General features: G+C 36.8%; 13 protein-coding genes and 2 pseudogenes. 3 read left to right on the forward strand and 12 right to left on the reverse strand.

The features are described from left to right. Positions 1–261: 261 nt before the first annotated feature. Positions 262–1393 (forward strand): annotated as a pseudogene (chrA, locus tag OWR28_RS17070) (chromate efflux transporter). A gap of 471 nt (positions 1394–1864) precedes the next feature. Here the strand turns inward: chrA and lpdA are convergent. Beyond that, positions 1865–3253, reverse strand: coding sequence for a dihydrolipoyl dehydrogenase (gene lpdA / locus OWR28_RS17075; RefSeq protein WP_332387690.1), 1389 nt, complete (start codon positions 3251–3253; stop codon positions 1865–1867). Positions 3254–3481: 228 nt separating this feature from the next. Further along, positions 3482–3745 carry a hypothetical protein gene (locus OWR28_RS17080; RefSeq protein WP_332387691.1) on the reverse strand — a complete coding sequence of 88 codons (264 nt, stop codon included), beginning with the start codon at positions 3743–3745 and terminating at the stop codon, positions 3482–3484. Positions 3746–3968: 223 nt separating this feature from the next. On the opposite strand from OWR28_RS17080, the gene OWR28_RS17085 reads away from it, so the two are divergent. Further along, entirely contained in the window at positions 3969–4328 is a 360-nt protein-coding gene (locus OWR28_RS17085; RefSeq protein WP_332387692.1) for a hypothetical protein, read from the forward strand. A 123-nt stretch (positions 4329–4451) separates the two neighbouring features. Then, complete coding sequence (locus tag OWR28_RS17090) at positions 4452–5339, forward strand: hypothetical protein (RefSeq protein ID WP_332387693.1); 888 nt, start codon at positions 4452–4454, stop codon at positions 5337–5339. Positions 5340–5391: 52 nt separating this feature from the next. On the opposite strand, the gene OWR28_RS17095 is transcribed toward OWR28_RS17090, so the two are convergent. From OWR28_RS17095 to OWR28_RS17145, 10 genes and pseudogenes are all read right to left on the reverse strand, one after another. Further along, entirely contained in the window at positions 5392–5841 is a 450-nt protein-coding gene (locus tag OWR28_RS17095) for a fibronectin type III-like domain-contianing protein (RefSeq protein WP_332387694.1), read from the reverse strand. Further along, positions 5790–6440 carry a glycoside hydrolase family 3 C-terminal domain-containing protein gene (locus OWR28_RS17100; RefSeq protein ID WP_332388055.1) on the reverse strand — a complete coding sequence of 217 codons (651 nt, stop codon included), beginning with the start codon at positions 6438–6440 and terminating at the stop codon, positions 5790–5792. Before OWR28_RS17100 ends, OWR28_RS17095 begins: the two co-directional genes overlap by 52 nt. Beyond that, a complete protein-coding gene (locus OWR28_RS17105) occupies positions 6419–8053 on the reverse strand; it encodes a glycoside hydrolase family 3 N-terminal domain-containing protein (RefSeq protein ID WP_332387695.1) in 1635 nt (544 codons plus the stop codon). Before OWR28_RS17105 ends, OWR28_RS17100 begins: the two co-directional genes overlap by 22 nt. Further along, a pseudogene (locus tag OWR28_RS17110) lies at positions 8053–9497 on the reverse strand (alpha-L-fucosidase). Before OWR28_RS17110 ends, OWR28_RS17105 begins: the two are co-directional and overlap by 1 nt. 56 nt (positions 9498–9553) lie before the next feature. Further along, complete coding sequence (locus OWR28_RS17120) at positions 9554–9874, reverse strand: DUF1731 domain-containing protein (RefSeq protein WP_332387698.1); 321 nt, start codon at positions 9872–9874, stop codon at positions 9554–9556. After that, complete coding sequence (locus OWR28_RS17125; protein WP_332387699.1) at positions 9868–10446, reverse strand: NAD-dependent epimerase/dehydratase family protein; 579 nt, start codon at positions 10444–10446, stop codon at positions 9868–9870. Before OWR28_RS17125 ends, OWR28_RS17120 begins: the two co-directional genes overlap by 7 nt. A gap of 311 nt (positions 10447–10757) precedes the next feature. Continuing rightward, positions 10758–11234, reverse strand: coding sequence for an SRPBCC family protein (locus OWR28_RS17130; RefSeq protein WP_332387700.1), 477 nt, complete (start codon positions 11232–11234; stop codon positions 10758–10760). Positions 11235–11389: 155 nt separating this feature from the next. Continuing rightward, on the reverse strand, positions 11390–12052 hold the full coding sequence (locus OWR28_RS17135; RefSeq protein WP_332387701.1) for a class I SAM-dependent methyltransferase: 663 nt from the start codon (positions 12050–12052) through the stop codon (positions 11390–11392). Further along, positions 12045–12989 (reverse strand): hypothetical protein, encoded by a 945-nt coding sequence (locus OWR28_RS17140; protein WP_332387702.1) that lies wholly within the window; start codon positions 12987–12989, stop codon positions 12045–12047. The genes OWR28_RS17135 and OWR28_RS17140 overlap by 8 nt, the downstream gene beginning before the upstream one ends. A gap of 80 nt (positions 12990–13069) precedes the next feature. Then, entirely contained in the window at positions 13070–13573 is a 504-nt protein-coding gene (locus tag OWR28_RS17145) for a GbsR/MarR family transcriptional regulator (protein WP_332387703.1), read from the reverse strand. Positions 13574–13588: the final 15 nt, after the last annotated feature.

Consider the following 13588-nt stretch of genomic DNA (forward strand, 5'->3'; position numbering starts at 1 on the left):
GACCTGAAATAATCAGGTTAATTTTTATAAATATGCTGATTTTAAAATTATTTTAATAAAATTCATCATTATTCCATTAAAAATTCAGCCGTAAAAAACATAACAGTTCCCGAACGATATTTTTATAATCTGCTCGTGAAGTTAAATACTTTTCTAAAATTAATGTGAAAAGATACTGCTGTTATTAAAACATATATTATAGTTTTTTACTTTTACCAGATCATTTATAATAAGTGATCCTTGTAAAATAAATAGTTTAAAGTGAACAATAATAATGATTTAAAAGACCTTGCTAAATTATTTCTGAAACTGGGAATCATTGGATTTGGAGGGCCGGCAGCCCATATTGCTATGATGCAGAAAGAAGTGGTAACTGAAAAAAATGGCTGACAGATCAGGAATTTCTGGATCTTATAGGAGCTACCAATCTTATTCCTGGTCCTAACAGTACTGAAATGGCAATTCATATAGGACGGGAAAAAGCCGGCTGGAAAGGGCTTATTGTTGCCGGGCTTTGTTTTATACTTCCTGCCGTCATTATTACGGCCGCTTTTGCATGGCTATACAAAGAATATGGCCAGCTTCCCGAAGTACAGCCGTTTATCTATGGAATAAAGCCTGCAATTATTGCCATTATATTAGGTGCCGTCTTCCCATTGGCAAAAAAATCAGTAAAAACATTCCGATTAGCGGTTATTGGTGGAATGGTGCTCACATGTTCTCTTTTAAAAATCAATGAAATAGGACTGATGTTTGGAGCCGGACTTTTAACATTGACAATTGATTATCTGCAAAAAAATAATTTTAAGAAACTGAACAATATAATTTTCATCGGCCCGCTTCAGTTTTTACTATCCGATACTTATTCTTTGCTCAACTTAAAATTATTCTGGATTTTTCTGAAGATCGGGGCCATATTGTATGGCAGTGGGTATGTCTTATTTGCTTTTCTGGATACGGAGCTTGTTTCCAGGGGAATTATTACACGTCAGGAACTTATAGATGCTATCGCTGTTGGCCAGTTTACACCGGGACCTGTATTTTCTTCGGTTACATTTATCGGATATCAGATCAATGGGCTTTCAGGGGCTTTGGTGTCTACTTTAGCCATATTCCTTCCTTCTTTTATATTGGTTGCCGTATCTGGTCCTTTCGTAAATAAAATGAGAAATTCTGCAACATTTTCTTCTTTTCTTAACGGTGTAAATGTAGCCTCTATAGCTATCATTATGTCTGTATGTATAACGATGGGAATTGACAGCATTACCGACTGGAAAACAACTCTTATCACCTGTATAAGTACAGCTGTTGTATTCGGATTTAAAAACTAAACAGTGCTTTTGTTGTTATCGGAGGAGCGTTACTAGGCTTTTTACTAAGCTTTTTATCCTGAAAAATACTAAATAAGGATACTTTTCCATAAAAAACCACAGATAAAATCTGTGGCTGCATGATTAATCAGGAACTAACTGCTTCCTTATCAACCATATGAGCATTAAACCTAACAGGTTTTAAAAACCTGTTAGGTTTAAATGAGCGCACTGAAAAAGTGACTCATTTTTAGAAATTCAGTACTTTTTTGGTTAGTGATTTAAAATTCAATATTTTTTAAAAAAATTGAATTTAAGATAAATAAAAAATCAGAAAATTTGAGCTTTTCCGCTTTTTTCTTTTAAAAGACTTTTTCAGTGACCTTGGTTTAGATAACCGCATTTTTTTCTGAACAGCTTAATATAAGATTATTTATTTGGCCTCAATACATGCGGATAATTTTAATTACTAAAAAACCGGAAAAACTATTGTTTCTCCGGTTCTCTTATTATTTTAATTGATGTCAATCTGATTTATGACAGCCAATAATATATTAAATGTGAATCACCTCACCGTAAGCAGCAGCTGCAGCTTCCATGATAGCTTCAGAAACTGTTGGGTGCGGGTGGATAGATTTGATAATCTCGTGCCCTGTAGTTTCTAATTTTCTCGCTACAACAGCTTCAGCAACCATGTCTGTTACTCCATCTCCGATCATGTGGCATCCTAACCACTCACCGTATTTAGCGTCGAAAATCACTTTAACAAATCCGTCCGTATTTCCGTTTGCAGTAGCTTTACCGCTGGCAGAAAGAGGGAATTTACCTACTTTGATTTCGTATCCTTTTTCTTTAGCCTGCTTTTCAGTAAGACCTACAGAAGCTACTTCAGGGTGGCAGTATGTACATCCGGGGATATTGCCATAGTCTATTTTTTCTACATGCAGTCCTTTGATTTTCTCTACACAAGTAATACCTTCTGCAGAAGCAACGTGAGCCAATGCCTGCGTCGGGATAAGGTCTCCGATCGCATAGTAACCCGGTACTGAAGTTTCATACCATTCGTTTACCAATACTCTTCCTTTATCTGTCTGGATTCCTACTTCTTCCAATCCGATGTTCTCGATGTTCGCCGCAATTCCTACAGCAGATAACAGGATATCAGCTTCAAGAGTGATATTTCCGTTAGCTGTTTTTACATTAGCTTTTACACCTTCACCAGCTGTATCAACACTTTCTACTGAAGCGTTTGTCATGATTTCAATACCTGATTTTTTCAGAGATTTCTCTAAGTGCTTAGAAATTTCTTCATCCTCTACAGGTACAATGTTTGGCATAAACTCAACAATAGTAACTTTAGTTCCCATTGTATTATAGAAATCAGCAAATTCTACCCCGATAGCTCCTGAACCAACAACGATCATAGATTTTGGCTGCTCAGGAAGAGATAATGCCTGTCTGTATCCGATTACTTTTTTACCATCCTGCGGTAAGTTTGGCAATTCTCTTGAACGGGCTCCTGTAGCGATAATGATATGAGTTCCGGTATATTCAGTTACTTTACCTTCTTTATCTGTAACAGAAACTTTTTTACCTTTCTGTACTTTTGCAGTACCAAGAATTACGTCAATCTTATTCTTTTTCATTAAGAATTCGATCCCTTTGCTCATTTTGCTGGCAACACCACGGCTTCTCTGAATTACGTTCGGGAATTCAAAGCTTGCCTCCACTTTATTCAAACCATAATCTTCAGCATGGTTGATATAATGAAAAACCTGAGCAGATTTCAATAAAGCTTTAGTTGGAATACATCCCCAGTTAAGGCAGATTCCTCCTAGGTTTTCTTTCTCGATAATTGCGGTTTTGAAACCTAATTGCGCTGCTCTGATCGCAGTAACATATCCACCAGGACCACTTCCAATGACAATAATATCGTAATTCATTACTTTAAAAATTTTTATGCGAATTTAAGGAAAAATATTGGATGTTTCATGTTTCTGCAGGTTGATCTTAAAATGCATCAACAAAGCTGTTTTCATTCGGTTTTAAACAAAGAAAGAGAACACCTACCGCATTCTCTTTCAATAAATTTCATCTTACATTAAAAACTTATCAAAGTTTAAAATATAAAAAACGTCTTTCCCGATTTAAATAACTGCAAAAATTCTATATTATTTCGCCTGTCTAAGTAATCGTTTTTCAGCCGCATATCTTTCATTTAAAGCTTTCAGCTGATCTCTCTTCATCCGTTTGGTAGCCAGCGGATGGTTCAGGATCAGTTTTTTCTCTGTGTTGTATTTTTTGGTAAGTTCCTGCATTTTAATATTTACCAGCTCACTTTTTGAAGGATGTGGAGGAACTGGCGGATGTTTTTGCGCTGAAACATTCATTGATAAACCTAATAACAATACTGTTGAAATTAATAACTTTTTCATAATGTTCATATTTTTGAATGATTTCAATTAATTCAAAGTATTAATTAAATTCATTCCGGTTTATCATAAATCTTGCATATATCATACCAATATTTTTTAAAAGAAATCAAAAATCTGTATCAAACGGATCATCCATTTGAAATTAAATATGATGATAACCATCTATTTTCCATACATTTATTCATCTTAATTAAGCACTTATGAAAACTGTGAAAAAAGCAATATGTCCAAAGATACTATATGGCTGAAGGAACCGGAGGAACATGATTTTCCGGCGGCACAGGATTATCTTGAACTTCTGTTCAAGCCGGATGATGCACAAAAGATGGTTGAAAAATTAAAAACAGCTCCTACCATTATCAAAAAATCGAAAGATATTTTAAGAGCCAGCAAATTGTCTCTCCTTCCTGAAACTAATATTCACGTGAAAGAAAATCTTAAAAAAGTAGAAAAAAATAAAAAACTTTCACCAATATTACTGGTCAGAGGACAAAATGAACTGATCATTGCAGATGGTTATCACCGCCTGTGCTGCAGCTATTATCTTACGGAAGATCTGGAGGTACCCTGCAGGCTGATTTAATGAATTCCACAAACAACTCCTATCACCAGGAAGGGATTTAACGAGAAATATGTAATTTATTCTGTCTCAGTTGATTTTTCAGCTATTTTTTTATATTTTTGCTATAAACCAAATATCCAAGACATGAAAAAATATATCTCGATTCTTTTATTTGCAGCAATTCCCTTAACTGCACAAGTAGGTATTAATACCACTACTCCCAACAGTACACTGGCCGTAAATGGTTCATTAAGGGCCGGCTATACTCAGATCACTGCCACAACCTATTCTATTCTGGCTACTGATCATTACATTACTTATAACGGAACAGCTGATGCCACTTTTACACTCCCCGTCATCGGAACTGGTACAACGAGTTTTACAGGAAGGATTTATAAGATCAAAAACATTTCGCCTAATAATATTACGCTTCAGGCATCAAACGGTAATACATTAAGGATTGACAACACTCCTGTCGCTTCTTTTGTAATCCCTACCGGAGCTTATGCTGAAGTGGTGAACAACAGTAATACTTCAGGGGGAACATGGGATTTATCTTTTACGGTTCTTCCCAAGCCAAGCAACGTGGAAATTTACGGCACACAGCTCTTTATTCCTCCTCATGCACTCGGAACAGCAGCTCTTGCAGACTGGACCAATCATGCTAATGCAGCCTATGATTCAGGTGCTGCAACAGACAGATGGTGGATCGTGAGTAAAACATCTGTAGACAGAGCTCAAACTGCTTCCTACTCCAATGCCAGCAGAATGACCCTTGTTTATGAATATCAGGGTACTCCTTTCAATGTTACCAATATGTATCCTATTCTTACTGCAGGAAATAACTCAAGTTTCCCGGATGTATTTACAGCATCTTTTGTAAGTCTGGCCAATAATGGTACAGGTGGTAAAACCAGGCTTACCGTATCTGTTGCCCGTGTAGACTTTATCGGTACGAATGGGGCCACTACCAATAACAGTAACTGGGCAGGAACATTCTTACTGAACGTTTTACTGGCCAGAAAATACTAGACAAATTCGGAATATATACAAAAAGAGCAGAAATTCCTGCTCTTTTTTATTGTTATAAAACTTCAATATTTTCTTTTAAAGGAAGGTTCTTTGATGAATTTCCCACCATAATTCTGTAGGTGCCTTTTTCTACTATCCATTCCATCTTTTCATTCAGAAACTGCAGCTGCTTCACAGGAACTTCAATGGTGACGGATTTTGATTCTCCCGGCTGTAATTCTATTTTCTGAAATCCTTTTAGCTCAATAACCGGCCTTGAAACACTTGCCAACAGGTCTTTGACATAAAGCTGAACAACTTCACTTCCGGCTTTTGGTCCTATGTTTCTCACATTTACTTTAGCAATTATTGTTTCATTTTCCAAATACTGGCTTTTGTTCAACTGCAAATCAGAGATTTCAAAAGTGGTATAGCTTAGCCCGAACCCAAAAGGATATAACGGCTCACCACTCAGATCATAATAATCGTTTCCTCTTCCCGTTGGGTGGTGATTGTATGACAAAGGCAGCTGCCCTTCTTCCACCGGGAAGGTAAACGGTAATTTCCGGAAGGATTTTCAGCTCCGAAGAGTGTTTTTGCAACAGCATTTCCACCTTCTTCTCCCGGATACCAGATATCCAGGATGGCTCCAACCTTATCTTTCCATGCTGTTGTTTTTATGGCTGATCCTCCTACCAGAAGTACTGTGGCTGGCTTATTTAATTTTGAAAGTTCATGAATAAATGCTTCCTGATTTCCGGGCAGACTCAGTGATGAACGGTCCTGAAATTCACCTTCATGAATTCCGGCTGTAACAATAATGTAATCTGCTTTCTGAGCAAGATGTAATGCATCTTTAAATTCTTTCTGATCATCATGCTGCCCATAATTCCAGATCAGTTCAAGATTGGCTTCACCACGGTTTTCATGGAACTCAATTGTAATATCGTATTTTTTCCCTTTTACAAAATCTACCCCGACCGTTTTTGTGGAATAGCTCAGTTTTTCCCACTGATCAATAACCAGTTTTCCATCCAGATATAGCCTGAAACCGTCATTTCCACGCAAGCCGAGCTGATATTTCCCGGAATCCGGAGCCTCTAGTTTTCCGGTCCAGCGGATGCTGTAATGATCAGGTTGAAGTTTTTCAGGATCGGGAGAATATAAGGTCCATTTGAAACTGAAGTGTTCGTCCTGTTTTCAAAAGCAGGCTCACCTTTTAAATCCGTATTGGAAAAATATATTCCTTTTAATCCTTTTTTGTTTTCAGATGATAAATATTGATCAGAAACTAGGGCAAAATCTTTTACATCCCAGTCAATTCCTCTGGAGTATATGATTTCAATATCTTTATCTTTTGTATAATTTTTAAGACCGTCAAGAATATTTACTTTTTTATTTCCCGGCCCTGAATATCCGCCTAGTCTACCCTCCACAGCATCAGTTCCCACTACCAGAATCTTTTTAATATTTTCAGGAACAGGAAGTGTATGGTTATTGTTCTGAAGCAATACAAAAGACTCAGTGGCTGCTTTTTCAGCCAAAGGTTTGTGATTAAGCTTCTTTAATTCTTCAATTTCTTCAGATGAAACATAAGGGTTTTCAAACAAGCCAAGCTCAAACTTGGCTCTCAGCACTCTTGAAACGGTATCGTCTATTCTTTCTTTTGAGATTCTGCCATCCAGAAACGGAGGAATAAAAAGCTTGTAATGTTTATATTCTGTCTGAAAGATCACGTCAAGTCCGGCATTAATTGCCTGTGCAGAGGCATCGTCATAATCTTTAGCTGTAAAATGCAGGACGTTTGCTCCTCCCACGGCACTTGCATCACTGATCACAAAGCCTTTGAAATTCCAGTCTTTTTTCAGTTTTTCTGTCAGAAGCCAGTGATTGGCCGTTGAAGGCCTTCCGTCAAGCAGATTATAGGAAGTCATGACAGAGCGGCTTTTCCCTTTTGTAAAAACATTATGAAAAGGGATCAAATGGGTTTCCTCCAGGTATCTTTTGCTCCAATGGACAGGATATGAATCTCTTCCTCCTTCTCCTACATTGGCCAAAAAGTGCTTGGGCGTGGTAATAATTCCCATATTTTCAAAAGAGCTGACGAAGTTTACTCCCATCACCGATGTTAAAAAAGGATCTTCACCATAGGTTTCCTCTGTCCTGCCCCATCGTACATCGTTAGCAAGGTTGATTACCGGTGTCAGAATCTGGCGGATTCCCCTTAATTTTGATTCTTTTGCAATAGCTGCTGAAACTTTACTCATCAATTCCGGGTTGAAAGTGGCGGCCAGACCAATTGCCTGTGGAAAAGCTGTGGCACCTTCCCTTACCAACCCATGTAATGCTTCATCAAAAGGAATAACCGGGATTCCCAGTCTTGATTCTTCCACGAAGTATTTCTGAATCGCATTGATTTTCTTTGCCAGTCTCTCGGCATCTTCATTGGCATTGTATGTCAGCAGCTGACCGGCTGCCCCGCCTCCCTGGTTTCCGGCACTCACCTGTAATCCAAAAATCCCGTGAGCATATTGTTCTTTAGGAACATTATCCAAATCCCCGGGAATCATGAAACACTGCCAGAACTTTTCTTCAGGTGTCATTCTCTTCAGCAAATCCTGCACCCTGGCTTCAATGGGTTGTCTGGAATCTTTATATAAAGGTTTCTGAGCAGAAACAATGACAACATTCAGCAATAAAGCAATTCCCGTAAGTTTAACGCTAAGGACTTTCATTATTGTGCAATTTGAATTACGGTTGCATATTTCAGATTCTTCCTTTCTTCAGGTAATTTGATTTCAATGGTGTCTGCTCCTGCTTTTTTCCACTGAATTTTTGATGAAATTCCCAGGACCTTTAAAGATTGGGGCTTAAAGTTTTCCGGAATAGTAAAAGTAAGTATTGCCGGAGCCTGATATTCGGATTTTTCATCAAGATGAAAGACATTTACCGTGTGATGGTCTTTGCTTTGGGTATAATAGTAATTTCCTTCGTGATAAGGTGCAATGCTTCTGGTCGCAAAAACAGCTGATCCATTCTTATCCATCCAGCCGGATATCTGCTGTAATCTTTCATAAACAATAGCATCATAATCTCCGTTAGGCCCGGGAGCAATGTTCATCAGGTAATTCCCTCCTCTTGAAATGATCTTCACCAGGGTTTCAATGATCTTCTGAGAGGTTTTATAATTATCATTGGGAACGTAGGAAAAGGAATCTCCCATAGTGATACAGCTTTCCCATGGAATGGAAAGTACGTGTTCCGGAACTGCCTGCTCGGGAGTCACATAGTTTTCCCATTTGCCGGGAACGGTACGGTCAACAATGATAATTCCGGGTTGATTTTTTCTCGCCATGGCTCCTATTTTGTCCATATCAATATCCTGTTCTACTTTGATGGTACGCTGCCATTCTACTTTAGGATCTATGGTGTTAAAAGGGCGCACCCAGCCTCCATCAAGCCAAAGAATATCAACTTTTCCATAATGGGAAGTAATTTCATTTAACTGATTGAAAGTAAATTTTTTAAAGCTTTCCCATCTTTCCGGGTATTTCTTCGGGTCATAATTGACATTTCTGTCTTTTGGCGGAAAATAAGACCACCAGTAATCATCAGAATGCCAGTCAGGCTTTGAGAAATAGGCCCCTATTTTAAATCCTTCTTTCCGGAATGTGTTGAAGATTTCTTTCGTCACATCCGATTTTGGATTTTTTGAAAATGGGGTTTTAGGAGAGGTAATTTTATAATCCGACTGCCGGGTATCAAACATGGCAAAACCGTCGTGATGTTTGGTCGTAAAAACTACGTATTTCATTCCTGCTTTTTTACAGCATCAGCCCATTTTTGAGGATTAAACTGAACAGGATTGAAAGTCGTTTGAAGATTTTCATAATTTTTTACATATTCGTAGTAAGATTTCCCGTGTTCAGATTTTCGCTGCGTCCATGATTCGTCTTCCGGACATAGACTCCAGCTTTCAACAATTCCCCACTGGCTGTAGGTTCCCCAATGCATAAACAGCCCGAATTTCATATCCTGCCATTGGTCCAGGTTCTGGATAACCAACGGATCTGTGGGTTTCTGATATCCTTCGGATACATTATGGGCTTGTGAAAATACTATTGAGCTTATTAAAAAGGATGAAAGAAAAAAAGGTTTTATTTTGGGAATAACCAGCATATGGAATAGTTTTCCGCTAATTTAATTATCCTTTGGGACACCCGCAAACATTAGGATTACAGAAGATTAATAATAGCTTCTTCAAATCCGGGATAGGAAAACTGAAATCCGCTTTGTATGAGTCTTTCCGGGTAAACATTTCTGCTTTTCAACAGCAGTTCGGTTTCTGTTTTCAGGAATATGGACGCAATTTCCAGCTGCCAGACAGGAGCGTTGAATCCAAAAGGTATTTTCAGTTCTTTCCTCAGTTTTTTCATCATGACTTCATTCGATAATGGAGCCGGAGCAGTGATATTGACAGCTCCTGAAATATTTTCATGTTGAATAATCCAGTTTACGGCTTTACAGAAATCTTCAATATGAATCCAGCTTACCATTTGATTTCCTCTGCCCTGTTTTCCCCTAATCCGAGCTTTGTAATCATTTTCAGTTTGGGAAAAGCTCCTCCGTTGTTTCCAAGAACAATAGAAGTTCTCAGGGCTACTTTTCGTATTTCGCTATTTTTGACACTGAAAAATTCCTTTTCCCAGCTTTTACAGATATTCATTGAAAAATCATCCCCGATAACGCCGTTTTCTTCCGTGTTCAGATGCTTTTCGGAATGAACATAAATGGTTGCAGAACTTGCATTCAACCATATTTTTGGCTTTTCAGAACATTGATCTACTGCTTTCTGTAATATTCTTGTACTGTCAATTCTTGAGGAGTAGATTTCATGTTTATTTTTTTCGTGATACCGGCAATCCACAGACTTTCCTGTAAGATTGACCAGAACATCTGCTTTTTCAAGGCTGTTTTTCCATTCTCCTATGGTTCGGGCATCCCAATAGATTTCATTGTTACGTTTTGGATTACGGGTCAGAATATATACCTGATAACCTTTTTCTGCAAAGTATTTTTCTAAATTTTCACCGAGAAATCCGCTGCCGCCGGCTATGATTATTTTCATTGTTTTAAAATTTAAGGTTTGGGATAAGGTTTAAGGTTTCATCGTGAATTTCACAGATTTTACGGTTAATGTCACACACTTATAAAATTCGGAGATGTTATTTACTTAAGAGTTTAAAGCTTTTGTGACTTTTGTGGTTAGTTTTTCACACATTTTCGCAGATTTCACAGATGTGTACGGCTAGTGTTGTACAATTATAAAAATCAAAGATTTTTCAAAACTTACGTGAACTTTATTTAACGCAAGAATATCTTCTTAAGCTTACTTAAGTGTTTAAAAACTTTTGCAGTCTTATTTTATACAGATTGGAATTAAAAAACTGCAATTCCGTCGCGGATAGAAGATTCTGCGATAGTTTTGATCATTTCATTTCTCTGAATCAGGAATTTTTTGAGATAACCTCTGAGAAAAATGATATTGAATAATTTCCCAATGATACCTAATGGAGATTCAAATTCAAAAATATCTGTCATCAGCGTTTTCCCGTTTACAGCTTTAAAAATATGCCGGTGCCGCATAGACCTGAAAGCACCTTTCTGCATGACATCAATGAACTGAAACGGTTTTTCCATACTGACAATTTTTGTAGTGAGATTTTGATAAACGCCCAGATGTTTTGCCCTCCAGGTAACGGTTTCATTTTCTTCAATCAATCCTGAGGTACGGCCTGCAATTGCTTTTTCATGGGATTTTGAGGTTGACTGCTGATGCAGGTCTATATTTCTAGCCAGATCAAAAACATAATGAATATCTGCGTTGATTACAGTGTTTAAATAGATGGTTGACATTTCAAATGGTTTTACGATTGTTAGATTTTTACTATCCTTTATAATGATCCTTTTCTTGTGAAATAAATAACCAGGAACAGGTGAATGATTAGATTTTTCATATTCATTTTTTAATTTAAAATTTTCAGTAATTTTTGAAATCAGTATTAATACAACTAGTTTCTTTTGACATGCAGTATTTCCACCAGATCTAAATATCTCTTGTGAGAAACTACTGAAAGCTGGTTGATAACAAATTGATTTTTTAAGTCTTGCAGACTTTCATTTTTATGGATATAATGAAATAATTTTCCAAACTCACTTCCGAAAAACTTTGCAACAATAATTTCGATATACCATTTAACACAAGTGAATCTCCAGGCTGTTTTAGGCTTTACAAATTCTACGATAATGATTTCACCTTTCTCATCAACAATTCTTGATAGCCTGTCTGCAAAAACAAGTTTTTGATCTTCTCCTATTGTTTTTGTTCCGTAAGAGCAAAGAATAATGTCTATCGAATTGTCTGGAATTTCAGTTTCAAAAAAGTCATCCCCAATCTGTCTTATGAATAATTTCTCCTTAAATGTTGAGAATAGCTTAAGATTCATTGCTGTAGAAAAATCCAGGGTTATAATCTCTGTATTCTCATTAGGTTCCCGAAGAAATTTCAGGTTTTCACCCTGGCCACTCATCAGGTCAAGAACTCTTTTGTTTTTATAGCTTTTAACCTTTTGAACGGCCATTTTCCTGAACAGTCTGGTAAAACCCAGGGATGCTATTTCATTAATATAGTATCTGGGCTGTATGCGGTCAAAGTATTGTTGCAGATCATTCATTTTCAGATTGTGTTTTTATAGATTGCAATACATGGCTTTGCATTTTATCAATGATATAGCCGGACCATTTTTTCCAATACCAGATAGGTGCAATTTTGTAACTGTATTTTGTTTTTGCAACTATCTTTGTTTTATTTTCTGACAGTTTATCTAAACTAATCTCGCCATACTTCACGATAAAATAATCATGCAAATGTTTGGCATCAATATCTTCATAAGGTGTTATTTCTTTCATCGGAACAGTCTGACTTTCCAGAGAGAATTTTACTTTTTTATTTTCTATGAATTCATTGATATTAAGTTGTATTTCATCATTATTGGTCTGACAGCTGTAGCCCAATTTTCCGTTTTCTTTAACGAGCTTTATATTCTTTGGGTAACTGACTCCTTTTTCAAACAGTATAAAATCAGGCTTATTGAAATTAATTTGTGTGTTTAAACGTTTCCATACTTTTTCATTGGAAGAATTCACAATCATTTCTGTCGTAATAGTTTCCTCAATAGGTTTTGTATAGGTATCAAAAATATAAGATGCGGGATTGATAAAAAGAATAAATACTATGACACTTGCAGTATGCCGTTTTTCATCAAGAACCCCAATGCTAAAACCAATAATAAAGCCTGCTAACATAGCAAAGCCAATAAATGGAATAGCCATAATAATACAAATAGCTCCTTCTACGCCAGCTCCTATCAAAATCAGAGAGAAAATAACTAATCCTAAGACTATTTTCAAAATGGCCTTCAGAACGTTCATTAATCCGATATTTTTAAAATACTTTACATATCCGATAATAAATCCAATGGAAACCGGAATAGTGAGGAACATTGTCACTCCATATTCACCTTTGGCAATGAGAAAAAACCAGACTGCAACAATTAAAACAACAGTCAGAAAGAGACTTAAATAGAGATAACGTTTAAAAAAATTCTTCATGATATTATAAGTTTTGTATTTTCAGTAATTTTTGAAAACAAATTTGAAATAAAAAAGGATTTTCATCCTCTTTCTATTCTCTATTTCAACAGATTGGTAATCTTTCCTACCAGCCAGTGATCATCACTTTTGATGGCCAGATCCATAATATTGTTGATTTTTCCGGTTACCGAACTGAAGTCATTCATCAGCTTGATAAATTCCTGAGCTTCTTCCGAATCTTTATCTTCAATATTCTTTAATTCTTCAAGAAAAGAAATGACAGGTTCTATTTCCCTTTTTCTGCGCTCTTTGGTAATCTGTTTGAACAGGTACCAGACATCTTTTTCTGCCACGAAATATTCTTTTCTGTCTCCTTTTATCAGCTCCTTTTTCACAATTCCCCAATCGATCAGGCCGCGAAGGTTCATATTGGCATTTCCCCTTGAAATCTCCAGCTGTTCCATTACCTCATCGGTAGAAAGTGGTTTTCCACTGGCCAGAAGCAAGGCATGCACCTGTGCCATTGTACGGTTAATTCCCCAATTGGTAGCAAAGGTCCCCCAGGTTTGAATGTATTTTTCTTTGGCTTCTGAAAGCTGCATTTGTTCTGTTTTTTA

Source organism: Chryseobacterium sp. 1B4, from assembly GCF_036631475.1.
Lineage (GTDB): Bacteria > Bacteroidota > Bacteroidia > Flavobacteriales > Weeksellaceae > Chryseobacterium.

Excerpts from the sequence above, each read along its gene's own strand:
- OWR28_RS17130 (WP_332387700.1), bottom strand. The coding sequence starts at position 11,234 with ATGTCAACCATCTATTTAAACACTGTAATCAACGCAGATATTCATTAT.
- OWR28_RS17125 (WP_332387699.1), bottom strand. The coding sequence starts at position 10,446 with ATGAAAATAATCATAGCCGGCGGCAGCGGATTTCTCGGTGAAAATTTA.
- lpdA (WP_332387690.1), bottom strand. The coding sequence starts at position 3,253 with ATGAATTACGATATTATTGTCATTGGAAGTGGTCCTGGTGGATATGTT.
- OWR28_RS17120 (WP_332387698.1), bottom strand. The coding sequence starts at position 9,874 with ATGGTAAGCTGGATTCATATTGAAGATTTCTGTAAAGCCGTAAACTGG.
- OWR28_RS17135 (WP_332387701.1), bottom strand. The coding sequence starts at position 12,052 with ATGAATGATCTGCAACAATACTTTGACCGCATACAGCCCAGATACTAT.
- OWR28_RS17090 (WP_332387693.1), top strand. The coding sequence starts at position 4,452 with ATGAAAAAATATATCTCGATTCTTTTATTTGCAGCAATTCCCTTAACT.
- OWR28_RS17080 (WP_332387691.1), bottom strand. The coding sequence starts at position 3,745 with ATGAAAAAGTTATTAATTTCAACAGTATTGTTATTAGGTTTATCAATG.
- OWR28_RS17140 (WP_332387702.1), bottom strand. The coding sequence starts at position 12,989 with ATGAAGAATTTTTTTAAACGTTATCTCTATTTAAGTCTCTTTCTGACT.
- OWR28_RS17145 (WP_332387703.1), bottom strand. The coding sequence starts at position 13,573 with ATGCAGCTTTCAGAAGCCAAAGAAAAATACATTCAAACCTGGGGGACC.
- OWR28_RS17105 (WP_332387695.1), bottom strand. The coding sequence starts at position 8,053 with ATGAAAGTCCTTAGCGTTAAACTTACGGGAATTGCTTTATTGCTGAAT.
- OWR28_RS17085 (WP_332387692.1), top strand. The coding sequence starts at position 3,969 with ATGTCCAAAGATACTATATGGCTGAAGGAACCGGAGGAACATGATTTT.